This window comes from Burkholderia sp. WTPI3, assembly GCF_021483755.1.
GTDB lineage: Bacteria > Pseudomonadota > Gammaproteobacteria > Burkholderiales > Burkholderiaceae > Burkholderia.
In genome coordinates, this window is record NZ_JAGIXF010000047.1 from 35,096 (window position 1) to 56,543 (window position 21,448).

Annotated in this window: 24 protein-coding genes and 1 pseudogene; 21 read left to right on the forward strand and 4 right to left on the reverse strand. The window is 66.3% G+C overall.

Features of this window, described 5'->3' with window-relative positions:
* The first annotated feature begins 24 nt into the window (after positions 1–24).
* A complete protein-coding gene (locus J7024_RS23430) occupies positions 25–549 on the forward strand; it encodes an O-acetyl-ADP-ribose deacetylase (RefSeq protein WP_124827848.1) in 525 nt (174 codons plus the stop codon).
* A 36-nt stretch (positions 550–585) separates the two neighbouring features.
* Here J7024_RS23430 and trmL read toward each other — a convergent pair whose 3' ends face one another.
* A complete protein-coding gene (gene trmL / locus J7024_RS23435) occupies positions 586–1,056 on the reverse strand; it encodes a tRNA (uridine(34)/cytosine(34)/5-carboxymethylaminomethyluridine(34)-2'-O)-methyltransferase TrmL (RefSeq protein WP_098550508.1) in 471 nt (156 codons plus the stop codon).
* 107 nt (positions 1,057–1,163) lie between these two features.
* The gene (locus J7024_RS23440; protein ID WP_124827849.1) at positions 1,164–1,943 is read right to left on the reverse strand and encodes a ComF family protein; all 780 of its coding nucleotides are present in this window, start codon (positions 1,941–1,943) and stop codon (positions 1,164–1,166) included.
* Between the two features lie 82 nt (positions 1,944–2,025).
* Between J7024_RS23440 and J7024_RS23445 the strand changes: the two genes are divergently transcribed.
* From J7024_RS23445 to J7024_RS23480, 8 genes are all read left to right on the forward strand, one after another.
* Positions 2,026–2,991 carry a methyltransferase domain-containing protein gene (locus tag J7024_RS23445; protein WP_124827850.1) on the forward strand — a complete coding sequence of 322 codons (966 nt, stop codon included), beginning with the start codon at positions 2,026–2,028 and terminating at the stop codon, positions 2,989–2,991.
* A 195-nt stretch (positions 2,992–3,186) separates the two neighbouring features.
* The gene (locus tag J7024_RS23450) at positions 3,187–3,711 is read left to right on the forward strand and encodes a DUF2244 domain-containing protein (protein ID WP_124827851.1); all 525 of its coding nucleotides are present in this window, start codon (positions 3,187–3,189) and stop codon (positions 3,709–3,711) included.
* Between the two features lie 57 nt (positions 3,712–3,768).
* Positions 3,769–5,355 carry a cytochrome c oxidase subunit II gene (gene coxB / locus J7024_RS23455; RefSeq protein ID WP_124827852.1) on the forward strand — a complete coding sequence of 529 codons (1,587 nt, stop codon included), beginning with the start codon at positions 3,769–3,771 and terminating at the stop codon, positions 5,353–5,355.
* A 43-nt stretch (positions 5,356–5,398) separates the two neighbouring features.
* Positions 5,399–7,006, forward strand: a complete 1,608-nt coding sequence (gene ctaD, locus J7024_RS23460) for a cytochrome c oxidase subunit I (RefSeq protein ID WP_124827853.1) — start codon at positions 5,399–5,401, stop codon at positions 7,004–7,006.
* Positions 7,007–7,086: 80 nt separating this feature from the next.
* Positions 7,087–7,227, forward strand: a complete 141-nt coding sequence (locus J7024_RS23465; protein ID WP_027789063.1) for a cytochrome oxidase small assembly protein — start codon at positions 7,087–7,089, stop codon at positions 7,225–7,227.
* Between the two features lie 35 nt (positions 7,228–7,262).
* Complete coding sequence (locus J7024_RS23470) at positions 7,263–7,871, forward strand: cytochrome c oxidase assembly protein (RefSeq protein WP_124827854.1); 609 nt, start codon at positions 7,263–7,265, stop codon at positions 7,869–7,871.
* A gap of 16 nt (positions 7,872–7,887) precedes the next feature.
* Positions 7,888–8,088, forward strand: coding sequence for a DUF2970 domain-containing protein (locus J7024_RS23475; protein WP_124827855.1), 201 nt, complete (start codon positions 7,888–7,890; stop codon positions 8,086–8,088).
* Positions 8,089–8,226: 138 nt separating this feature from the next.
* The gene (locus tag J7024_RS23480) at positions 8,227–9,084 is read left to right on the forward strand and encodes a cytochrome c oxidase subunit 3 (RefSeq protein WP_096507400.1); all 858 of its coding nucleotides are present in this window, start codon (positions 8,227–8,229) and stop codon (positions 9,082–9,084) included.
* A 186-nt stretch (positions 9,085–9,270) separates the two neighbouring features.
* Here J7024_RS23480 and J7024_RS23485 read toward each other — a convergent pair whose 3' ends face one another.
* The gene (locus J7024_RS23485; RefSeq protein ID WP_124827856.1) at positions 9,271–9,480 is read right to left on the reverse strand and encodes a twin transmembrane helix small protein; all 210 of its coding nucleotides are present in this window, start codon (positions 9,478–9,480) and stop codon (positions 9,271–9,273) included.
* Positions 9,481–9,564: 84 nt separating this feature from the next.
* On the opposite strand from J7024_RS23485, the gene J7024_RS23490 reads away from it, so the two are divergent.
* From J7024_RS23490 to J7024_RS23510, 5 genes are read left to right on the forward strand one after another with little or no spacing between them, the layout of a single operon-like run.
* Complete coding sequence (locus tag J7024_RS23490; protein WP_233409980.1) at positions 9,565–10,275, forward strand: SURF1 family protein; 711 nt, start codon at positions 9,565–9,567, stop codon at positions 10,273–10,275.
* 60 nt (positions 10,276–10,335) lie between these two features.
* A complete protein-coding gene (locus tag J7024_RS23495) occupies positions 10,336–10,962 on the forward strand; it encodes an SCO family protein (protein WP_175796167.1) in 627 nt (208 codons plus the stop codon).
* A gap of 25 nt (positions 10,963–10,987) precedes the next feature.
* On the forward strand, positions 10,988–12,100 hold the full coding sequence (locus J7024_RS23500; protein WP_175750987.1) for a COX15/CtaA family protein: 1,113 nt from the start codon (positions 10,988–10,990) through the stop codon (positions 12,098–12,100).
* 8 nt (positions 12,101–12,108) lie between these two features.
* Positions 12,109–13,011 (forward strand): heme o synthase, encoded by a 903-nt coding sequence (cyoE, locus tag J7024_RS23505; protein WP_124827860.1) that lies wholly within the window; start codon positions 12,109–12,111, stop codon positions 13,009–13,011.
* Positions 13,012–13,029: 18 nt separating this feature from the next.
* Positions 13,030–13,647: an SCO family protein gene (locus tag J7024_RS23510; protein WP_124827861.1), complete on the forward strand. Its 618-nt coding sequence runs from the start codon at positions 13,030–13,032 to the stop codon at positions 13,645–13,647.
* Positions 13,648–13,796: 149 nt separating this feature from the next.
* Here the strand turns inward: J7024_RS23510 and J7024_RS23515 are convergent, their stop codons facing one another.
* Positions 13,797–14,087: a YciI family protein gene (locus tag J7024_RS23515; RefSeq protein WP_124827862.1), complete on the reverse strand. Its 291-nt coding sequence runs from the start codon at positions 14,085–14,087 to the stop codon at positions 13,797–13,799.
* Positions 14,088–14,298: 211 nt separating this feature from the next.
* Between J7024_RS23515 and J7024_RS23520 the strand changes: the two genes are divergently transcribed.
* The 7 genes and pseudogenes from J7024_RS23520 to J7024_RS23550 form a co-directional block, all read left to right on the forward strand.
* Positions 14,299–15,939 carry a methyl-accepting chemotaxis protein gene (locus J7024_RS23520; protein WP_234745539.1) on the forward strand — a complete coding sequence of 547 codons (1,641 nt, stop codon included), beginning with the start codon at positions 14,299–14,301 and terminating at the stop codon, positions 15,937–15,939.
* A gap of 278 nt (positions 15,940–16,217) precedes the next feature.
* The gene (locus J7024_RS23525) at positions 16,218–17,033 is read left to right on the forward strand and encodes a MetQ/NlpA family ABC transporter substrate-binding protein (RefSeq protein WP_124827864.1); all 816 of its coding nucleotides are present in this window, start codon (positions 16,218–16,220) and stop codon (positions 17,031–17,033) included.
* 512 nt (positions 17,034–17,545) lie between these two features.
* Positions 17,546–18,511, forward strand: coding sequence for an ABC transporter substrate-binding protein (locus tag J7024_RS23530; protein ID WP_124827866.1), 966 nt, complete (start codon positions 17,546–17,548; stop codon positions 18,509–18,511).
* A gap of 136 nt (positions 18,512–18,647) precedes the next feature.
* The gene (locus tag J7024_RS23535) at positions 18,648–19,544 is read left to right on the forward strand and encodes an ABC transporter permease (RefSeq protein ID WP_124827867.1); all 897 of its coding nucleotides are present in this window, start codon (positions 18,648–18,650) and stop codon (positions 19,542–19,544) included.
* A gap of 1 nt (position 19,545) precedes the next feature.
* Positions 19,546–20,340, forward strand: a complete 795-nt coding sequence (locus J7024_RS23540; RefSeq protein ID WP_096507389.1) for an ABC transporter ATP-binding protein — start codon at positions 19,546–19,548, stop codon at positions 20,338–20,340.
* Between the two features lie 279 nt (positions 20,341–20,619).
* Entirely contained in the window at positions 20,620–21,327 is a 708-nt protein-coding gene (imuA, locus tag J7024_RS23545; protein WP_175750989.1) for a translesion DNA synthesis-associated protein ImuA, read from the forward strand.
* A pseudogene (locus J7024_RS23550) lies at positions 21,260–21,448 on the forward strand (DNA polymerase Y family protein); the annotation flags it as partial. The gene imuA and the pseudogene J7024_RS23550, both read left to right, overlap by 68 nt.

Sequence of the window (21,448 nt, forward strand, 5' to 3'; positions counted from 1 at the left end):
TCTCCGGCGTTTCGGGAGGGTGTCATGCTGCAGATCGGTTCCACCACGTTCGACGCACAAGTCGTCGACATCACGACGCTCGACGTCGACGCGATCGTCAATGCCGCGAACGGCTCGCTGCTGGGCGGCGGCGGTGTCGACGGCGCGATCCATCGCGCGGCCGGCCCGGGCCTGCTGGCCGAGTGCCGCACGCTTGGCGGTTGCGACACCGGCGACGCGAAGCTCACGCGCGGCCACGGGCTGCCTGCGCGCTACGTGATTCATGCGGTCGGCCCGGTGTGGTACGGCGGCGGGCGCGGCGAGCCCGAACTGCTGGCGTCGTGTTACCGGCGCGCGCTCGAACTGGCCGAGGACGTCGCCGCGACGTCGATCGCGTTTCCCGCGATCAGCTGCGGCATATACCGCTATCCGGCCGAGGCGGCTGTCGACATCGCGGTCGGCACGATCGTGGAAACGCTGCCGCAGGCGCCGAATCTCGCACGCGTGGTGTTCGCGTGCTTTTCTTCCGACATCTACGACCTGTATCGCGCGCGGCTCGCGCGCATCTAGCGGGGCGGGCCGCGCGGCGCGCGAGCTGCGGCGGCGTCAGGCGCCGCCTTCGAAGCCGGCCTGGCGCCACGCTTCGAACACGACCACCGCGACCGTGTTCGACAGGTTCAGGCTGCGGTTGCCCGGCCGCATCGGCAGGCGCACGCGCTGTTCGTTCGGAAAGCGCTCGAGCACGTCGGCAGGCAGCCCGCGCGTCTCCGAACCGAACACGAACCAGTCGCCCGGCACGAACGCGTGATCGTGGAAGCGGCCCGAGCCGCGGGTCGTGAATGCGAACATCCGCGCGGGATCGGGCGTCTCGGCCGCGACGAACGCGTCCCAGTCGCGGTGCACGCGCATTTCCGCATATTCGTGATAGTCGAGTCCTGCGCGGCGCATCTTCGCGTCGTCGAGCGGAAAGCCGAGCGGCTCGATCAGATGCAGGCGCGCGCCGGTGTTGGCGCAGAGGCGTATCACGTTGCCGGTGTTCGGCGGAATTTCGGGGGCGACGAGGACGACGTTGAACATGGTTGGGTCTGGCTGGGCCGGTCGGGACGGAGCGACGTGCATTCCTTCCCGGCCGGTCGGTTCGTGACGGCCGTGGCCGCGTTCGGGCGGCCGGCCTCTCTATCTAATTAATCCCTGGCGGTGCGCAGCGCAACCAGATTCGTCACGCGCGCGGCGCCCGCTGCCTTCAATGCGTGCGCGGCGGCCGCGAGCGTCGCGCCGGACGTCATCACGTCGTCGACGAGCGCCACGTGGCGACGGGTGACGTCGCCCGCCACCGCAAACGCCGCGACCATGTTGTCCCGCCGCGCGCGCCGGTCGAGCCGCGACTGCGGCGCGGTTTCGGTCACGCGTGCAAGCAGCGCCGCGTCGGCGCGCACGCCGAGCCGGCGCGCGAGCGGACGCGCGATCGCCCACGCCTGGTTGTAGCCACGCGCGACGAGCCGCCCGTGCGACAGCGGCACCGGCGCGATGACGTCGAAGCTGCCGGCGCGCCGCATGTCGTCCGTATCGTCGACCCGCTGCGCGAGCCGGGCCGCGAATTCCGCGCCGAGCGCGAGCCGCGCGTGAAACTTCAGGCCGCGCGCGAGCCCGTCGAGCGGCGCGCGGTAATCGGCGAGCGCGAGCGTCGCGTCGAACGGCGGCGGCGTCGCGCGGCATGCGTCGCACCGGTAATCCGCCGCGCGCGAACGCGGCCGCGCGGTGCCCAGCGGCACGGCGCAGACGTTGCACCGCAAGCGCGCTTCATTCCAGTACGCGGCGTCGCAAGCGGCGCAAATCACGCTGTGTGACAAATTGCCGCACTGCGCGCATCGATTCGGCAGCGCGTGCGCGACGATGCGCGCAAGCAACACACCGACCTGCGACAAAACGACGCGCATCGTGCGCGGAGCGGAACTGCGATCCATCGGGAACACTCCAGATGGCCCACCTCGATGAAGGCTGCGAGGCGAGCGAGTATACTTCGGGCTCTTCGCCAGTGTGCCCGACATGTCCTCAGCCTCGACTTCACCCGGCCGTCCGGCCAATGACGCCCGGCGTTTGCGGCGGATCTTCGATCGCCGTGCCGCCTCGTTCGACACGGTCGCGTTCCTGCCGCGCGAGATCGCGCAGCGGATGAACGAGCGCCTCGAGTACATCAAGGTGAGCCCGGCGGCCGTGCTCGATGCGGGCTGCGGGCCGGGCGACGATTTGCCGGCGCTGCGCGCGCGCTTTCCGGAGGCCCCGGTGTTCGGCGTCGACCTGTCCGGCGCGATGCTCGCGCAGGCGGGCCAGCGCGAGGTCGAGCAGACGAGCTGGCGCCGCTGGCTGCCGGCCTCGCTCGGCCGGGCGCTGGGCCAGCGCGGCCCGCGCGTCGCACAGGCCGACTTCTCGATGCTGCCGTTCGCGGCCGGCGCGTTCGACCTGATCTGGTCGAATCTCGCGCTTCACTGGCATTCGCGTCCCGATACGGTGTTCCCCGAGTGGCAGCGCGTGCTGCGCGTGAACGGCCTGCTGATGTTCAGTACGCTCGGCCCCGACTCTCTGCGCGAGCTGCGCGCGGCCTGCGCGGACGCCGAAGCGGCGCTCGGCATCGTGCCGCCCGCACCGCGCGTCATCGATTTCGTCGACATGCACGATCTCGGCGACATGCTCGTCGAGAGCGGCTTCGAGATCCCGGTGATGGACCAGGAAGTGCTCACCGTCACCTACAAGACACCCGATTCCCTGCTGGCCGACGTGCGCCGCTGGGGCGCTTATCCGTTCGAACGCACGGCGCCGCAGCGCGCGACGCGGCGTTTTCGCGCGGCGCTCGGCGACGCGCTGGAGGCGCGCCGGCGCGCGGACGGCACGATTGCCCTGACGTTCGAGGTGGTCTACGGCCACGCGTGGAAGGCCGTGCCGCGTACGACTGCCGAGGGGCACGGGATCGTGCGTATCGAAGATATCGGCAAGGGGCGTCCGAAGAATCGGTAAAGCGGTAAAGAGGTGTTTTGTTATGTCTGAAATTAGCGGCGCAAAGCGGGGTCGAATTAGCGGCGAAAATGGCCGGGAAGCTTGTGGCGCTTGGCTCGCGGGCCGATAGGCGCTTGCTTGTGGATGCCATTGAACCCGCCTATAATGCGTCAGCTTGTCGTCCCCGGGTCCCCGCAATACGGGGCGACGAGTCCGATGCAGGCATGCATCGCATGCCATTCGCGTGAGGCGGCGATGGAAGCAGCGAGGGTTTTGGCGGAGACGACGAACAACGAACCGGTCATCGCAGACTGGCTCATGAAACGCAATTGTTCGGTGTCGCCGCGCCAGTTCGTGCTGTTTTACGCGTCGCTCGCGGGCTTCTCGCTGGTGATCGCGGCATTGCTGATGTGGCGGGGGGCCTGGCTCGTCATGCCCTTCACCGGAATCGAGTTGCTTGTAGTGGGTGTCGCATTTGCGATTTATGCTCGCCACGCAGTCGATTACGAGCGCATCAGGCTGTTTCCGCACCGGCTCCTGATCGAGCGGATGGATGCGGAGCGGCTCACGCAGATCGAATTCAATCCGCGCTGGGTGCGGGTCGAGCCGGGTGCGACGCCACGCGATCCGATTCGACTGGTATCGCGCGGGCAGACCGTCGTGATCGGGCAGCATCTCGCGCAGTACAAGCGTGCGCAGTTCGCCGACGAACTGCGCGTGTCGCTCAGGCGCTGCGGCTGACGAGGCGCGGGCACCGGCCGCAGAGAGGCCGGCGTCTTGCGACGGGGGAGGGTTTGAATGGAAATTTTGGGTAAGGATGCTATGAAAACAATCAAGCGAGCCCTCACGGGCGTGCTGGCATGCAGCGGATTGCTCTTTGCCGGCGCTGCTCTGGCGGTCGGTGATAGCCCGGGCGGCCCCCGCGTCAACGAGATCAACTTTCAGCCGCCTGTCACGAAGATCGCCGAGGAGCTCTACGACCTCCACACGATGATGCTGATCCTGTGTACGGTGATCTTCGTCGGCGTGTTTGGCGTGATGTTCTATTCGATCTTCGCGCACCGCAAATCCAAGGGCTTCAAGGCCGCCAATTTCCATGAAAGCACGACCGTCGAAATCATCTGGACGATCGTGCCGTTCATCATCGTCGTATTGATGGCGCTGCCGGCGACGAAGGCTGTCGTCGCCATGAAGGACACGACCAACGCCGACCTCACGATCAAGGTCACCGGCTACCAGTGGAAGTGGGGCTACGACTACGTGAAGGGCCCGGGCGAGGGCATCAGCTTCCTGTCGACGCTCAGCACCCCGCGTGATGAAGTGATGGGCAAGAAGCCGATCACCGACACCTATCTGCAGGAAGTCGACAACCCGCTCGTCGTGCCGGTCAACAAGAAGATCCGCATCATCACGACCGCGAACGACGTCGTCCACTCGTGGTACGTGCCCGCGTTCGGCGTGAAGCAGGATGCGATCCCCGGCTTCGTGCGCGACACGTGGTTCAAGGCTGACAAGGTCGGCACGTTCCGCGGCTTCTGTACCGAACTGTGCGGCAAGGAACATGCGTTCATGCCGGTCGTAGTCGTTGTCCTGTCGGAAGACGACTACGCGAAGTGGGTCACGGCGCAGAAGGCCAAGCTGGCCGGCGCGGCGGTCGATCCGAACAAGGTTTACACGATGGCCGAACTCGTCTCGCACGGCGAGGACGTCTACAAGGCGAACTGCGCGGCCTGCCACCAGGTGAACGGCAAGGGTCTCGGCGCATTCCCGGCAATGGACGGCAGCCCGATCGTGAACGGCCCGATCGCCGGCCACCTCGAGCGCGTGCTGCACGGCAAGGGTGCAATGCCGTCGTGGGCGTCGCTGTCGGACCTCGACATCGCATCGGTCATCACTTACGAGCGCAATTCGTGGGGCAACCACAGGAACGATCTGCTGCAGCCGAAGCAAGTGGCTGACGCGCGCAACGGCAAGATGCCGGAAGACACGGCAGGCGCGGCAGCACCGGCAGAAGCAGCCTCGGCACCGGCGCAAGCCGCGTCGGGCGCAGCCGAGCAGCCGGCGGCATCGGCCGCACTGTCGACGATCTATTTCGAGACGGGCAAGAGCGTATTGCCGGCGGATGCGAAAGCAGCGATCGCCGCAGCGGCCGACTATGCGAAGGCACATCCGGACGCGAAGCTCGCGCTGTCGGGTTTCACCGACAAGACGGGCTCGGCCGACGCGAACGCCGAACTGGCCAAGCATCGTGCACAAGCCGTGCGCGACGCGCTGAAGGCAGCAGGCGTGGCGGAAGACCACATTATTCTCAAAAAGCCGGAAACGATCACGGGCGGGGCGGACGCGAAGGAAGCCCGGCGTGTCGAGATCGGCCCGGCGGCTTGACGTGTCGCTGAGTTAGTCGACGTATTCGCATTAGGAGATTCTCATGTCTAGCATCGGGCACGACGTAGCCGCGGACCACGCGCACGACGACCACGCGCACGAAACACCGCACGGCTGGCGGCGCTGGCTGTTCGCCACCAACCACAAGGACATCGGTACGCTGTACCTGCTGTTCTCGTTCATCATGTTCCTGTCGGGCGGCGTGATGGCGCTCGGCATCCGTGCCGAGTTGTTCGAGCCGGGCCTGCAGATCATGCGTCCGGAGTTCTTCAACGAACTCACGACGATGCACGGCCTGATCATGGTGTTCGGCGCGATCATGCCGGCATTCGTCGGCTTCGCGAACTGGATGATTCCGCTGCAGATCGGCGCATCGGACATGGCGTTCGCGCGGATGAACAACTTCAGCTTCTGGCTGCTGCCGGTTGCAGCCGTGCTGCTGGTCGGCTCGTTCTTCGCGCCGGGCGGCGCGACGGCTGCCGGCTGGACGCTGTACGCACCGCTGTCGACGCAGATGGGCCCGGGCATGGACTTCGCGATCTTCGCGGTCCACTTGATGGGTGCATCGTCGATCATGGGCGGTATCAACATCGTCGTGACGATCCTGAACATGCGCGCACCGGGCATGACGCTGATGAAGATGCCGATGTTCGCTTGGACGTGGCTGATCACGGCGTACCTGCTGATCGCCGTGATGCCGGTTCTGGCAGGCGCGATCACGATGGTGCTGTTCGACCGCCACTTCGGCACGTCGTTCTTCAACGCGGCAGGCGGCGGCGACCCGGTGATGTACCAGCACATCTTCTGGTTCTTCGGCCACCCCGAGGTGTACATCATGATTCTGCCGGCGTTCGGGATCGTGTCGCAGGTGATCCCGGCGTTCGCGCGCAAGACGCTGTTCGGCTATAGCTCGATGGTGTACGCGACGGCTTCGATCGCAATCCTGTCGTTCATGGTCTGGGCGCACCACATGTTCGCAACGGGCATGCCGGTCACCGGTCAGCTGTTCTTCATGTACGCGACGATGCTGATCGCCGTGCCGACGGGCGTGAAGGTGTTCAACTGGCTCGCGACGATGTGGCGCGGTTCGATGACGTTCGAAACCCCGATGCTGTTCGCGATCGGCTTCCTGTTCGTGTTCACGTTCGGCGGTCTGACGGGCCTGATGCTGGCAATGGCACCGCTCGACATCCAGTACCACGGTACTTACTTCGTGGTGGCGCACTTCCACTACGTGCTGGTGGCCGGGTCGCTGTTCGCGCTGTTCGCGGGCTGGTACTACTGGTCACCGAAGTGGACGGGCTGGATGTACAACGAGACGCGCGGCAAGATCCACTTCTGGTCGTCGATGATCTTCTTCAACCTGACGTTCTTCCCGATGCACTTCGTCGGTCTCGCGGGCATGCCGCGCCGCTATGCGGACTACCCGGCGCAGTTCACGGACTTCAACCAGGTGGCGACGATCGGCGCATTCGGCTTCGGCCTCGCGCAGGTGTACTTCCTGTTCGCAGTCGCGCTGCCGGCCTACCGTGGCGGCGGCGAGCTGGAAAAGGCGTCGGACAAGCCGTGGGATGGCGCGACGGGCCTCGAGTGGACGGTGCCGAGCCCGGCTCCCTTCCACACGTTCGAGCAACCGCCGCACGTCGAATAAGTTTCACCGGGCGCTCCGCCGCTGCCTGCCGTGCAGGCAGGCGCGGCGGGCGCCGAACCGAAGTTTCAGCGAAGTTTCAGATGAACCGGAATCCACAACAAAGACGTACGCCCGAGCAGATTCGCGCGGGCAACAAGCGGCTCGGCCTCATCCTGCTCGTCATCGCCGCCGTTTTCTTTGTGGGTGTCGTGATCAAGCAGTGGTGGCTGTCCACACACTGATGCAGTAACTGACGTAGTAGCGAGGAAGCAGTCGTATGTCGAAGCCGGAAGAGGGCGCCGTCGATCGCGCATTCAATCGTTCGATGCTGGTGAAGCTCTTCGTCGTGGCCGCACTGATGTTCGGCTTCGGCTTCGCGCTGATTCCGATGTATCGCGCGATTTGCCAGGTCACCGGTATCAACAACCTGGTGCAGCGCGACGTCAGCGAACGTGAGGCAAAGAATTCGCAGGTCGACTACAGCCGTACGGTGTCGGTCGAATTCGATGCGAATGCACGCGGCCCGCTCGGCTTCAAGCCGGAGCACAACAGCCTCGACGTGCATCCGGGCGAACTGACGACGATCATGTACGACGTGGCGAACGGGCAGGGCCGTCCGGTGGTCGCGCAGGCGATTCCGAGCTACGCGCCGAAGCAGGCGACGGAGTTCTTCAAGAAGATCGAGTGCTTTTGCTTTACGCAGCAGACGCTGGCCGCGAACGAGTCGCGCAGGATGCCGGTGGTGTTCGTGATCGATCCGAAATTGCCGAAGGACGTGAAGACGATCACGCTGTCGTACACGTTCTTCGAACTGAATACACCGGCCGCGTCGGCGCCGGCGCAGCGCAGTACGGCCGCGCAGGGCGCGGCGACCCCGGGCGCATGACGACGGAGACAGGGCGATGACGGAGACCAGGCGGAACGGCACGTTCGGCCAGGCGCTGAAGGCGGTGTTGTGGTCGTTCTTCGGTGTGCGCAAGCGGCGCGATCTGGAGGCCGATGCGACGCAGCTCAATCCGCTGCACGTGCTGATCGTCGCGTTGATCGCGGCCGGCGTGTTCATCGGCGTGCTGATCCTGATCGTGCGCGCGGTCGTGGGCTGACGCCCGCGGCCACGAAAGAATGCAGTGCGCGGCGCCTCGGCGCCGCGTGCGGGAAAGAGCGGCGGCGGTCGCGCCGCGCAAGAAATAAAGCCGGAGCGGTTTCCGGTACACAAATTGGACTGAAGTGGAGAATCAAGCATGAGCGGTCAAAACCAGACCCCGTACTATTTCGTGCCGCATCCGTCGCAGCACCCGATCAGCGCGGCCATCGGCCTGCTGGTCATGCTCGGGTCGGTGGCGCTGTGGATCAACGGTCACGACTGGGCTCCGTACACGGCGCTGGTGGGCCTGCTGTGGTTGCTCTTCACGCTGTATCACTGGTTCGGTGACGCGATTTCCGAGTCGGAAGGCGGTCATTACGGCAAGAACGTCGACAAGTCGTACCGCTGGAGCATGAGCTGGTTCATCTTCTCCGAAGTGATGTTCTTCGGTGCGTTCTTCGGCGCGCTGTTCTATGCGCGTGAAATCGCGCTGCACCAGCTCGGCAGCCTCGACTACAAGCTGATCTGGCCGGACTTCTCCGCCGTTTGGCCGAACGAAGGCCCCGCCGCGCTCGCCGGTCACTTCAAGACCATGGGCCCGTGGCCGATCCCGACGCTGAACACGGCATTCCTGCTGTCGTCGGGTGTGACGCTGACGGTGTCGCACCACGCGCTGCGTGACGATCACCGCAAGAAGGCGATCGCCTGGCTGGCCGCGACGCTCGTGCTCGGTATCTGCTTCCTGTTCATGCAGGGCTTCGAGTACTACCACGCGTACAACGAACTGAACCTGACGCTGAACTCGGGCGTGTATGGCTCGACGTTCTTCCTGCTGACGGGCTTCCACGGTTTCCACGTGTTCCTCGGCGGCACGATGCTCGCAGTGGTGCTGGTGCGGATGATCCGCGGCCACTTCAAGCCCGATCATCACTTCGCATTCGAAGGCGCCGCGTGGTACTGGCACTTCGTCGACGTCGTCTGGCTCGGCCTGTACGTCGTCGTCTACTGGCTGTAAATGCAATAGCGGCCCGCGCAGCGATGCGCGGGCCGTTTTCATTGGCGGGGATGGGGCAGCGGCTGGCTGCTTGCACTCAACGCCACCCCGGCGCCGCCGCGACTCAGTCAGGCGGCGCTTTTGCTTGGTGGCGCGGCTGTGCGGCGAAATGTCACAGCGGTCGCAGCGGCCGCCGTGGCGAATGCATCAACGCCCGACCGGCAGGCCGGTCGAATGGATCCAGCCCATCCAGTTCGCGAGCAGGATGAACAGGAACAGCGAGATCGACAGCCCGACGCGGGTGGCGAGCGACCAGGCCATGCGTTTCGTATGGCCGCGGTCGTGCATCATGAAGTAGAGCGCCGAGCCCATGCTGGCGATGATGAGGACGAAGGCAATAGGAACGAGTATGTGCATGACACGAACCGGACGACGGCAATTCGAAAGGAAGGGGATAATTATCGCACTTCGCTTTCGCGAATGCGCCTGGCGGGTGGCATGATGAAGATTCGTCTGCTGCCTGCGCTGCTGATCCTCATCGTCGTCGCGGTCACGATCCGTCTCGGTTTCTGGCAGCGCGACCGCGCGCACCAGAAGGAAGCGCTGCAGGCGAATATCGTCCGCTACGAGCACGCGGCACCCGTCGACGTCGGCGCGCAGCCGATGCCGCTGGCGTCGATCGAGTTTCACCGCGTGCGAGCCACGGGCCGCTTCATGCCGGAGCAAGCAGTGTTCCTCGACAATCGGCCGTATAACGACCAGCCGGGTTTTTATGTCGTGATGCCGTTTAAACTCACGGGCGGCGGCGTCGTGCTGGTCAACCGCGGCTGGCTGCCGCGCAACATCTCCGATCGCACGGCGATCGAGCCGTTCCCGACGCCTGCTGGCGAGGTCGAGATCGAGGGCATCGCGCGCGCCGACGCGTCGCGCGCGCTCGAGCTTGGCGAGGGCGGCTCGGCCGAGCACCAGAAGATCAGGCAGAACCTGGACGTCGGCGCGTATGCGAAGGAAACGGGGCTGCCGTTGCAGCCGTTCGTGATTCAGCAGACGAGCGATGACGGCGACAAGCTCGTGCGCGACTGGCCGGCGGCGACGACCGGCGTCGAGCGCAATTACGGTTACATGTTTCAGTGGTGGGCCATGGCGGCGGCCGCGCTCGGTTTCGGTCTGTACGCCGCGCGGCGTGCGGCGAAGAAGTCGGCCGGCGCGTGAGCGCGATGCCCGGACGCGGCGGCCATGCCGCGGGTTCGTTTCGAGAGGTTTGATTTGTCCATGCAATCTTCCCGTCAGGGTTCGGCCACGGCGCCGATTTCTCCGGCGGCCCGCAAGCGCGGCCGCTGGATGCTCGTGCTGCTCGGCCTCGTGTGCGCGGCGCCGATACTCGCGTCGTACTTCACCTATTACGTGATCAAGCCGAAGGGCGGCTCGACCAACTACGGCACGCTGATCGAGCCGCAGCGGCCGATTCCGGCCGATCTGCAGGTCACCGACGAAACCGGCAAGACGGTTCCGCTGTCGTCGCTGCGCGGCGTGTGGCTGTTCGTGATGACCGACAAGAGCGCGTGCGACGACGCATGCGCGGAAAAGCTCTATTTCATGCGCCAGATCCGCGTCACGCAGGCGGGCGAACGGCACCGGATCACGATGGTGTGGCTGCGCAGCGATGCGGCCGCGATTCCGCCGAAGGTGCTGCAAGCCTATCCCGACACGCGCCGGCTGGTCGCCGATGCGGCCGCGGTGGCCGCGTGGCTGCCGGCCGATGCCGGCACGCGCGACACCGACCATATCTACATGGTCGACCCGAACGGCAACCTGATGATGCGTTTCCCGAAGAACCCGAACCCCAGCAAGATCAAGACGGACGTCACGAAGCTGCTGAAGTGGTCGAGCATCGGTTAAGGCGAGACAACGAGGCAAACATTCGATGTCGTATCTACTGCAACTCGGCCTGATCGGCTTCTGCATCGCGCTGCTGCCGCTGTCGTACGTATGGGTGAAGGCCGACGACAACAAGTTCCGCAAGCTGGTGTGGATCACCACGTTCCTGACCCTAGACCTGGTGATGTTCGGCGGCTTCACGCGGCTGACCGATTCGGGCCTCGGCTGCCCGGACTGGCCCGGCTGTTACGGCACGTCGTCGCCGTTCATCGCGCACGCCGCGATCACGGCCGCGCACCAGGCGATGCCGACCGGCCCCGTCAGCATGACGAAGGCGTGGATCGAGATGATTCACCGCTATTTCGCGATGGCGATCGGCGTGCTGATCATCGCGCAGGTCGTGATCGCGTGGTCCGCGCGGTTGCGCCGCCGGCCGCTGCACGTGTCGCCGTGGTGGCCGACGAGCCTGTTGCTGCTGATCGTCGTGCAGGGCGTGTTCGGCGCCTGGACCGTCACGATGAAGCTGCAGCCGGTGATCGTCACGACCCATCTGCTGCTCGGTCTGACGCTGCTCGGCACGCTCGGCTGGCTCGCGGCGCGGCAGACGCCGTTGCCGTCGCATGATCCGGAGGCAGGCCGCTACCGCGCGGCTGCGCTTGCGGCGCTGGTGCTGCTGGTCGTGCAGATCGCGCTCGGCGGCTGGGTGAGCACCAACTACGCGGTGCTCGCGTGTACCGATTTCCCGACCTGCAACGGGCAGTGGATCCCGCCGATGAACTTCGGCCAGGGCTTCCATCTGTGGCGCGCACTCGGGATGACGCAGGACGGCGAGGCGATCACGCAGGACGCGCTGGTCGCGATCCACTGGACGCACCGCACGTTCGCGCTCGTCGTCGTCGCGTATCTGGTCGCGTTCGCGCTGAAGATGCGCCGCTTCGAGTCGCTGCGGCGGCCCGCGAACGGCGTGCTGCTGGTCGTGCTGCTGCAGTTCGTGACGGGCCTGACCAACATCGTGCTGCAGTGGCCGCTGCCGGTGGCCGTCGCGCACAACGGCGGCGCTGCGATCCTGCTGCTGCTCGTCGTCATGTTAAACTTTCGCATCCTTTCAAGCCGCCCCGGCCGTGTCGCGCAGCCCGCGCGCGACGCCGCCCCGGCGTGACCGTCCCCATGCAAAGCACCCTTTCCCAATCGCCCGGTAGCCGGTTTTCGCAGTACATGGCGCTGACGAAGCCGCGTGTCACGCAGCTCGCAGTGTTCTGCGCGGTGATCGGCATGTTTCTCGCGACGCCGGGCATGGTGCCGTGGCATGTGCTGATCGGCGGCACGGTCGGCATCTGGCTGCTGGCCGGCGCCGCGTTCGCGATCAACTGCCTCGTCGAGCAGAAGATCGACGCGATGATGCGCCGCACCGCGTGGCGTCCATCCGCGCGTGGCGAGATCACGACGCCGCAGATCCTGCTGTTCTCCGCCGTGCTCGGCGGCCTCGGCGCATGGACGCTCTATACGTTCACGAATCCGCTGACGATGTGGCTGACGATCGCGACGTTCGTCGGCTACGCGGTCATCTATACGCTGCTGCTCAAGCCGATGACGCCGCAGAACATCGTGATCGGCGGGGCGTCGGGCGCGATGCCGCCGGCGCTCGGCTGGGCCGCGGTCACCGGCGCGGTGCCGGGCGACGCGTGGATCCTCGTGCTGATCATCTTCGTGTGGACGCCGCCGCATTTCTGGGTGCTCGCGCTCTATCGCCGCAAGGACTACGAGAACGCGGGCCTGCCGATGCTGCCCGTCACGCACGGCGAGAAGTTCACGCGGCTGCACATCCTGCTGTACACGGTAATCCTGTTCGCGGTCACGCTGATGCCGTTCATCTCGGGGATGAGCGGGGCCGTCTACCTGACGAGCGCGGTGCTGCTCGGTGCGGTGTTTCTCGCATATGCGTGGAAGATCTATCGCGATTACTCGGATGAACTCGCCCGCAAGGCTTTCCGTTATTCGATCGTCTACCTGTCGCTGCTGTTCGCCGCGCTGCTCGTCGATCACTATGCACGCCCGCTGCTCGGCGTGTAACTGCACGGTTTGAACGCAATGCTCCATTCACGATTCGGGCGCCGGGCGCGCCAAGGCTGGATGCTGGCGTGCGCATTGGCGACAGCTTTGTTGCTCGCCGGATGCGACAACGCGCCGAAATTCCAGAATCTCGACATCACCGGCAACACGCAGTTCGGCACCGATTTCTCGCTGCCCGACACGACCGGCAAGGTGCGCACGCTGGCCGACTTCAAGGGCCGCGCAGTCGTGATGTTCTTCGGCTATACGCACTGCCCGGATGTATGTCCGACGACGATGGCCGAATTGTCCGAGGCGCTGAAGCAGCTCGGGCCAGATGCCGCGAAGCGGGTGCAGGTGCTGTTCGTCACCGTCGATCCGGAGCGCGATACGCCCGCGCTGCTCGGCCAATACGTGCCCGCGTTCGATCCGTCGTTCATCGGCCTGCGGCCGGCCGACGAAGCGCAGTTGAAGAAGGTCACGAAGGATTTCCGCGTGTATTACGCGAAGGTGCCTGGCAAGACGCCCGGCAGCTACACGATGGATCACACCGCCGCGAGCTACGTGTTCGATCGCGACGGCAAGCTGCGCCTGTTCGTGCGCGACGGCCAGGGCCCCGGCCCGTGGGTCCACGACCTGAAACTGCTGGTCGACTGAGCGGCACGCGCCGCATGATCGCCCGGGCGCTCGCCCGGCGATACGCGTGACGGCCGCGCCGCGCCGTCACGCATTCTTCCTGCTTCCCCTCGAATTGCCATCACCGCTTCGCAGCGCGCGGCGTGCACGCACATGCGCGCTCGAGCGCGTTACGGCAGTGCCGGTACGTTGAAGCCCTGCGCCGCGCGCGTGATCCTGAATTCGGTCACGCGATAGGTCGCGAGCCCTTCGGTCACGAACGGATCGGTCTTCAGGATCGCGTCCAGTTCGTCGCGATCGATGCGGGCCGCGAGGATCACGCCGCCTTCGCGCGGCACCTTCGGCCCTGCCGCGATGAAGATGCCGCGCTCAAGCAGCGGCTGCAGATACGCGCGATGGCGTTCGAGCGCGTCGTCGATGTGCTCGAGCGACGCGGTGTAGTGGATGTCGATGACGTACATGGATGGCCCTGGAATGTCGCCGGCGCGGTGCGTGCCGGCTAGCCGGTCTTTGTAGCACAGCGGCCGTTCCGTGTCGTGCCGTGCTTCGCACGCCGGGCGCGTGTATTCAAGTTGTAAGCATCGCTGCCGTAAATATGGAAGCAACCGTTTGCGCGCGGTCGAGACCATCGCGCGCGCATGCCGGGCATCGACATCGACTAGAGGCATGCAGATGAGCAGAATGAGTTTGAACCGCAAGCTGTGGATCGCGCTTGCGCTGGTATGGATCGGCCTTCTCGGCGTCGGCGCATGGAGCGCGTACGAGACACGCGCGACGATGCTCGCCGAACGCAAGGCAGGCATCGCGAACCTCGTCGACTCGGCGGCCGGCATCGTACGCGCGTATCACGCGCTCGCGCAGAACGGCACGCTGCCCGAAGCCGACGCGAAGCGCGATGCGCTCGCGAGCCTGGCCGCGATGCGCTACGGCGATTCGGGCTACGTGTTCGTGATGGACTCGAAACCCGTCGTGCTGATGCACCCGACGTTGCCGAAGCTCGTCGGCACGCAGGTCGGCGATTATCTCGATCCGGACGGCAAGCCGCTGTTCGTCACCATCCTGAATGCCGCGAAGGCGACCGGCAGCGGCTTCGCCGAGTATCGCGGACGGCTGCCGCACAGCGAGACGGCCGTGCCGAAAATCAGCTACGTCGCGCGCTTCGCCCCGTGGGACTGGAACATCTCGAGCGGCGTATTCCTGAAGGATATCGATACCGCCTGCTACCGGACGCTGTTCGGTCACCTCGCGGTCGTGTTCGTGATCGGTTTCGTGATCAGCGCGGCGATGCTCGTGATCATCCGCAACGTGCGCGGCAGCCTCGGCGGCGAGCCGGACGAAGCCGCCGCGCTGGCCATCCGTATCGCGCAGGGCGACCTGAGCCGGCCGGTGCCCGTGCGCGACGGCGACAGCACGAGCATGATGGCGGCGATGCGCGACATGCAGGCTCGCTTGCAGGCGGCGATCGGCGGGATCCGCCAGTCGGCTGAATCGATTGCATCGGCGAGCCGCGAGATCGCGTCCGGCAACGACGACCTGTCGCAGCGTACCGAGGAGCAGGCCGCGTCGCTGGAAGAAACGGCGGCGAGCATGGAGCAACTGACCGCGACGGTGAAGCAAAACGCCGACAACGCGCGGCAGGCAAGCGGGCTCGCGAACAACGCATCGGAGATCGCGCGTGCCGGCAACGACGTCGTGAGCCGCGTGATCGGCACGATGGGCGAGATCGACGACAGCTCGCGCAAGATTGCCGACATCATCGGCGTGATCGAGGGCATTGCGTTCCAGACCAACATTCTCGCGCTGAATGCGGCGGTCGAGGCCGCGCGCGCCGGCGAGCAAGGGCGCGGGTTCGCGGTGGTCGCGGGCGAGGTGCGCTCGCTCGCGCAGCGCAGCGCGACGGCCGCGAAGGAGATCCGCGAGCTGATCGTCGACTCGGTCGAGCGCGTGCGCAACGGCTCGATGCTGGTCGGCCAGGCCGGCACGACGATGGGCGAGATCCTGCAGGCGGTCGCGTGCGTGACCGACATCATGGGCGAGATCGCGGCGGCGTCGGAAGAGCAGGCGAGCGGCATCACGCAGGTCGGGCGCGCGGTCACGCAGATGGACCAGGTCACGCAGCAGAACGCAGCGCTCGTCGAGGAGGCCGCCGCCGCTGCCGCGTTGCTGCAGGAGCAGGCCGGGCGGCTGCGCGACGCGGTCGGCGCCTTCCGGGTCGGTGGTGGCAACGGGGGTGGCGCGTCGCATCGCGCCGGTGGGCGGACGGGCGAACCGGTGTTCGGCGTGCAGCCCGCAGAAGAAGCGGTCGCCGCGTAACGACCGCAGCCCGCGCGGCTATCGACGAAGGCGGGCACGACGAGAAGGAGCATCGTGCCCGGCCGGCAGTTCGGAGGGGAAGGCCATCCCTCCGCCTCATGAAACGCAACTAACGGACGATTCGAGCCACCCTTGCCAGCACCGTCGCGGTGCATACCTATATGAGCGGGATGTATTTCACTTCCGGCTCATCCTGTGACACCATTTGCCCCTTCCTGCGAGTCGGGGCATACCCGTATCGCGCCCCTATTTTCAGTTAGCAAGAAAGCGAGAAACAGATGAAGCGTCGCAGTCTCCTGAAGGTATTTTCCGTGCTGGCCACCGGTGCCGCACTGACGCTGTCGGCTGGCGCGCACGCCGAAGACAAGGTGATCAAGGTCGGTACGGTTGCCGGTCCGGATTCGGAAGTGTGGCAAGTCGTGCAGAAGGTCGCGAAGGAGAAGGAAGGCCTGAACGTGAAGGTCATCGAGTTCAACGACTACGTGCAGCCGAACGCGGCGCTCGACGCGGGCGACCTCGACGCGAACAGCTTCCAGCACCAGCCCTACCTCGACAGCCAGGTGAAGCAGCGCGGCTACAAGATCGTCAGCGCGGGCCTGACCTACATCTCGCCGATGGGCGTGTACTCGAAGAAGTTCAAGTCGCTGAAGGATCTGCCGCAAGGCGCGAAGCTCGCGGTGCCGAACGATCCCTCGAACGAGAACCGCGCACTGCTGCTGCTGCAGACGCAAGGCGTGATCAAGCTGAAGGCCGGTGCGGGCACGGGCGGCAATAACGCGACGGTGCTCGACATCGCCGATAACCCGAAGAAGCTGAAGATCTCCGAACTCGACGCCGCGCAACTGCCGCGCGTGCTGTCGGACGTCGACGCAGCCGTGATCAACACGAACTACGCGATCGCCGCAAACCTGCAGCCGACCAAGGACGCGATCGCGCTGGAATCGCTGACGAGCCCGTATGCGAACCTGATCGCCGTGCGCGCGAAGGACAAGGATCAGCCGTGGGTGAAGAAGCTGGTCAAGGCGTACCAGTCGCCGGAAGTGAAGGAATTCATCAAGAAGCAGTTCAAGGGTTCGATGGTTGCGTCGTTCTGAGCGTGATCGGTTGACCGAACGAAGGCCTGCACGTGTGCAGGCCTTTTTTTATGGGCGACGGGCGGCGTTCCGTTGCTGTTGCGCATGCGGCTCTCGCGCAACGCGTCGTGCATGCAATCGCCGTATGGCGCATTGCAGTTGGTCGGCGCGAATGCCGCTGCACGGATCCCCGGTTTCATCTGCCCTCTGCTGGAGTGAACTGGGTCGATCGACAGGATAACGTAAGGACCCGGCGGCGACTGACGCGTTGCGCCGACCCTGGCGCAAACCGCCGTCGGCCGGGCTTCTCGCGCGTTTCGACGCGGCGCGGCGCAGGCGCGCGTCGGCCTGTCGAGCGAAAGCATGGAGTCAGGATGTGGTCTGCGGAAATGGTATTCTCATGCGTTCGTCGCCGCGCGCCTTCCCGGGGGCCGAGCGGGGCCAGTGCCGCCGCGTTGCGCGCGCCGGCACCCGCATGACGGCGGCGGGAATCCATCATCCAGAACCGACACAAATACGGGGGAGACTCACCCATGAAGCGTTTCAAGACTTTCGCGATCCGTTCGATCACGGCCGGCGTGGCCGCACTCGCACTCGCCGGCGCTGCGCACGCGCAGACGGTCAAGGTGCTGTCGATCGTCGACCATCCGGCACTCGATGCGATCCGCGACGGCGTGCGCGCCGAACTGAAGGCGCAAGGCTACGGCGACGACAAGCTCAAGTGGGAATACCAGAGCGCGCAGGGCAACACGGGCACGGCCGCGCAGATCGCGCGCAAGTTCGTCGGTGACCAGCCCGACGTGATCGTCGCGATCGCGACACCGGCCGCGCAGGCTGTCGTCGCGGCGACCAAGAGCGTGCCGGTCGTCTATTCCGGCGTGACCGATCCGGTCGCCGCGCAGCTCGTGAAGGGCTGGGGCCCGTCGGGCACCAACGTGACGGGCGTGTCCGACAAGCTGCCGCTCGACCGCCAGGTCGCGCTGATCAAGCGCGTCGTGCCGAAGGCGAAGACGGTCGGCATGGTCTACAACCCGGGCGAGGCGAACTCGGTCGTGGTCGTGAAGGAGCTCAAGGAGATCCTCGCGAAGCAGGGCATGACGCTGAAGGAAGCGGCCGCGCCGCGCACCGTCGACATCGGCCCGGCCGCGAAGAGCCTGATCGGCAAGGTCGACGTGATCTACACGAACACCGACAACAACGTCGTGTCCGCGTACGAAGCGCTCGTGAAGGTCGCGAACGAAGCGAAGATCCCGCTCGTCGCCGGCGATACCGACAGCGTGAAGCGCGGCGGCATCGCGGCGCTCGGCATCAACTACGGCGACCTCGGCCGCCAGACCGGCAAGATCGTCGCGCGCATCCTGAAGGGCGAGAAGCCGGGCGCGATCGCGTCGGAGACGAGCAACAACCTCGAGCTGTTCGTGAACACGGGCGCGGCCGCGAAGCAGGGCGTGACGCTGTCGCCGGATCTCGTGAAGGAAGCGAAAACGGTCATCAAGTAAGCGGCCCGACCGCCGCGCTTGCGGGCCCGATCCGGGCCTGGACAACATCGCCGGACGGGCGGCTCCCACCCGGAGCCGCCCGTCCGCTTCGCCCGGTCGTACACGTCCGGCCGGGAAGCAACAGGATTTCCCCATCATGTCTCTGTTCTCGTTTCTGGGCGCCCTGGAGATCGGCCTGATCTTCAGTCTCGTCGCCCTCGGGGTGCTGATCTCGTTTCGCATCCTCAATTTCCCCGACCTGACCGTCGACGGCAGCTTTCCGCTCGGCGGCGCCGTCGCCGCGACGCTGATCTCCGCCGGCTACGATCCGTTCACGTCGACGGTGATCGCAATCGTCGCGGGCGCGCTGGCCGGCTTCGTCACCGGCTGGCTCAACGTGCGCCTGAAGATCATGGATCTGCTCGCCAGTATCCTGATGATGATCGCGCTCTACTCGGTGAACCTGCGGATCATGGGCCGGCCGAACGTGCCGCTCATCACCGAGCCGACGATCTTCACCGTGCTGCAACCCGACTGGATGCCCGACTACGTGCTGCGCCCGGCGCTGCTCGCGATCGTCGTGGTGGCCGCGAAACTCGGCCTCGACTGGTTCTTCTCGTCGCAACTCGGCCTCGCGATGCGCGCGACCGGCGCGAACCCGCGGATGGCGCGTGCGCAAGGCATCGCGACGGGCCGCGCGACGCTTGCCGGGATGGCACTGTCGAACGCGCTCGTCGCGCTCGCCGGTGCGCTCTTCGCGCAGACGCAGGGCGGCGCCGACATCTCGATGGGGATCGGCACGATCGTGATCGGGCTGGCCGCCGTGATCATCGGCGAGACGCTGCTGCCGGCACGCCGGCTCGTGCTGACGACGCTCGCCGTCGTGCTCGGCGCGATCGTCTACCGCTTCTTCATCGCGCTGGCGCTGAACAGCGAATTCATCGGCCTGAAGGCGCAGGACCTGAACCTCGTGACGGCCGCGCTCGTCACGATCGCGCTGGTGTTGCCGGCGACGCGCAAGAAGCTGTTCGCGCGCAAGAACGGAGGGGCATGACATGCTGTCCGCACAAGACCTGAAACTCACGTTCAACCCCGGCACGCCGATCGAGACGCGCGCGCTGCGCGGGCTGTCGCTCGAGATTCCCGACGGCCAGTTCGTCGCGGTGATCGGCTCGAATGGCGCCGGCAAGTCGACCTTCCTCAATGCGGTCAGCGGCGACCAGCGAGTCGATTCGGGGCGCATCGCGATCGACGGCACGGACGTCACGCGCCAGCCCGCGTGGGACCGCGCGCACCTCGTCGCACGCGTGTTCCAGGACCCGATGGCCGGCACTTGCGAGGCGCTGACGATCGAGGAGAACATGGCGCTCGCGATGGCGCGTGGTGCGCGGCGCGGTTTTCGTGCGGCGCTCGACCGGCCGTCGCGCGAGCTGTTCCGCGACAAGCTGCGTCTGCTGAACCTCGGGCTGGAAAACCGGCTGACCGACCGGATCGGGCTGCTGTCGGGCGGGCAGCGGCAGGCGGTGAGTCTGCTGATGGCATCGCTGCGTCCGTCGCGGATCCTGCTGCTCGACGAGCACACGGCCGCGCTCGATCCGAAGACGGCCGCGTTCGTGCTGGAGCTGACCGCGCGCATCGTCGCCGAGAGCAAGCTGACGACGATGATGGTCACGCACAGCATGCGGCAGGCGCTCGACTACGGCGACCGCACGGTGATGCTGCACCAGGGGCAGGTCGTGCTCGACGTGTCGGGCGACCAGCGCAAGGGGCTCGACGTGCCGGACCTGCTGCAGATGTTCGAGAAGGTGCGCCACGAGCAGCTCGACGACGATGCGCTGCTGCTCGGCTGACGCGCGACAGGCGGATCGGCGCGGTGTGCGGTGCGGGCATCGTGCCGGTTTGCTTGCCGGACCGCCGGCGCGATCCGGTTTCGCCGGCGTCGCCCGGGCCGGGGTGGTGGGCGTTCGGCCGGTGCGAGCCGGCCACGCCCGGGCCGGTTCGCCTTGAGATGACAGGCACGCCGGCTTTTCTTCCGCGGTTCATCTGACGAAATACTGGTTTCATACCAGTACTGTGCGACGCGGGCGCATTGCCATATACTGTATATCCATACAGTTGTGGGTGGCGTCATGCTCGCATCCTCCATTTCTCCCGAATCCCTTCATCCGTCGTTGTGGCGCGGCTCGCAGCTCGCGCGCGGCGGTCAGCGCACGATCGACACGGGCTTTGCGCCGTTGTCGGCCGAGCTGCCGGGCGGCGGCTGGCCGGTCGGCGGGCTCGTCGAACTGCTGGCAGCGCAGCCGGGCAGCGGCGAGATGCGGCTGCTCGCGCCGGCACTCGCGCGCACTGTTAGCGCGCGGCGTCCGCTGGCGCTCGTCGCGCCGCCGCAGTCGCCGCATGCGACCGCGCTCGCCAGTCTAGGCGTGCCGTCCGACGCGCTGCTGTGGCTGCGCACCGGCAACCGCGCCGATGCGTTGTGGGCCGCCGAGCAGGCGCTCAGGACGGGCTGCTGCGGTGCGCTGCTGCTCTGGCAGGACGCGCGCCCCGATGCGTTGCGGCGCCTGCATCTCGCGGCCGCGCGCACCGGCGACACGCTGTTCGTGATGCTGCGCCCGCTGTCGGCAGCACGCCAGCCGTCGCCGGCCGTGCTGCGCGTCGCGCTGTATCCGGTGCCGGGCGGCGTATCGCTCGACATCGTCAAGCGTCGCGGGCCCGCGCGCAGCGAGCCGCTTACGCTCGATTTGCCGTCGCCCATCGTGGAGAGCCGCTATGCGCGTCTTGCTCGGCATCCATCTGCCGCGCCTGCCGCTCGACGTGTGCGCCCCGCCGCCGTCTGACGCTGCGGCCGGCGATGCCGGCTGTGCGGTGCTCCAGCAGGGCGTCGTGCTGATTGCCGACGCGCCGGCGCGCGGGCAGGGCGTGCGTGCGGGCATGAAGCGCGGCGGCGTGCTGACGCTT

What these genes read in the sequence shown, in the direction of transcription:
- J7024_RS23430 (WP_124827848.1), top strand. Translation starts at nt 25, where the DNA reads ATGCTGCAGATCGGTTCCACCACGTTCGACGCACAAGTCGTCGACATC.
- trmL (WP_098550508.1), bottom strand. Translation starts at nt 1,056, where the DNA reads ATGTTCAACGTCGTCCTCGTCGCCCCCGAAATTCCGCCGAACACCGGC.
- J7024_RS23440 (WP_124827849.1), bottom strand. Translation starts at nt 1,943, where the DNA reads ATGGATCGCAGTTCCGCTCCGCGCACGATGCGCGTCGTTTTGTCGCAG.
- J7024_RS23445 (WP_124827850.1), top strand. Translation starts at nt 2,026, where the DNA reads ATGTCCTCAGCCTCGACTTCACCCGGCCGTCCGGCCAATGACGCCCGG.
- J7024_RS23450 (WP_124827851.1), top strand. Translation starts at nt 3,187, where the DNA reads ATGCAGGCATGCATCGCATGCCATTCGCGTGAGGCGGCGATGGAAGCA.
- coxB (WP_124827852.1), top strand. Translation starts at nt 3,769, where the DNA reads ATGGAAATTTTGGGTAAGGATGCTATGAAAACAATCAAGCGAGCCCTC.
- ctaD (WP_124827853.1), top strand. Translation starts at nt 5,399, where the DNA reads ATGTCTAGCATCGGGCACGACGTAGCCGCGGACCACGCGCACGACGAC.
- J7024_RS23465 (WP_027789063.1), top strand. Translation starts at nt 7,087, where the DNA reads ATGAACCGGAATCCACAACAAAGACGTACGCCCGAGCAGATTCGCGCG.
- J7024_RS23470 (WP_124827854.1), top strand. Translation starts at nt 7,263, where the DNA reads ATGTCGAAGCCGGAAGAGGGCGCCGTCGATCGCGCATTCAATCGTTCG.
- J7024_RS23475 (WP_124827855.1), top strand. Translation starts at nt 7,888, where the DNA reads ATGACGGAGACCAGGCGGAACGGCACGTTCGGCCAGGCGCTGAAGGCG.
- J7024_RS23480 (WP_096507400.1), top strand. Translation starts at nt 8,227, where the DNA reads ATGAGCGGTCAAAACCAGACCCCGTACTATTTCGTGCCGCATCCGTCG.
- J7024_RS23485 (WP_124827856.1), bottom strand. Translation starts at nt 9,480, where the DNA reads ATGCACATACTCGTTCCTATTGCCTTCGTCCTCATCATCGCCAGCATG.
- J7024_RS23490 (WP_233409980.1), top strand. Translation starts at nt 9,565, where the DNA reads ATGAAGATTCGTCTGCTGCCTGCGCTGCTGATCCTCATCGTCGTCGCG.
- J7024_RS23495 (WP_175796167.1), top strand. Translation starts at nt 10,336, where the DNA reads ATGCAATCTTCCCGTCAGGGTTCGGCCACGGCGCCGATTTCTCCGGCG.
- J7024_RS23500 (WP_175750987.1), top strand. Translation starts at nt 10,988, where the DNA reads ATGTCGTATCTACTGCAACTCGGCCTGATCGGCTTCTGCATCGCGCTG.
- cyoE (WP_124827860.1), top strand. Translation starts at nt 12,109, where the DNA reads ATGCAAAGCACCCTTTCCCAATCGCCCGGTAGCCGGTTTTCGCAGTAC.
- J7024_RS23510 (WP_124827861.1), top strand. Translation starts at nt 13,030, where the DNA reads ATGCTCCATTCACGATTCGGGCGCCGGGCGCGCCAAGGCTGGATGCTG.
- J7024_RS23515 (WP_124827862.1), bottom strand. Translation starts at nt 14,087, where the DNA reads ATGTACGTCATCGACATCCACTACACCGCGTCGCTCGAGCACATCGAC.
- J7024_RS23520 (WP_234745539.1), top strand. Translation starts at nt 14,299, where the DNA reads ATGAGCAGAATGAGTTTGAACCGCAAGCTGTGGATCGCGCTTGCGCTG.
- J7024_RS23525 (WP_124827864.1), top strand. Translation starts at nt 16,218, where the DNA reads ATGAAGCGTCGCAGTCTCCTGAAGGTATTTTCCGTGCTGGCCACCGGT.
- J7024_RS23530 (WP_124827866.1), top strand. Translation starts at nt 17,546, where the DNA reads ATGAAGCGTTTCAAGACTTTCGCGATCCGTTCGATCACGGCCGGCGTG.
- J7024_RS23535 (WP_124827867.1), top strand. Translation starts at nt 18,648, where the DNA reads ATGTCTCTGTTCTCGTTTCTGGGCGCCCTGGAGATCGGCCTGATCTTC.
- J7024_RS23540 (WP_096507389.1), top strand. Translation starts at nt 19,546, where the DNA reads ATGCTGTCCGCACAAGACCTGAAACTCACGTTCAACCCCGGCACGCCG.
- imuA (WP_175750989.1), top strand. Translation starts at nt 20,620, where the DNA reads ATGCTCGCATCCTCCATTTCTCCCGAATCCCTTCATCCGTCGTTGTGG.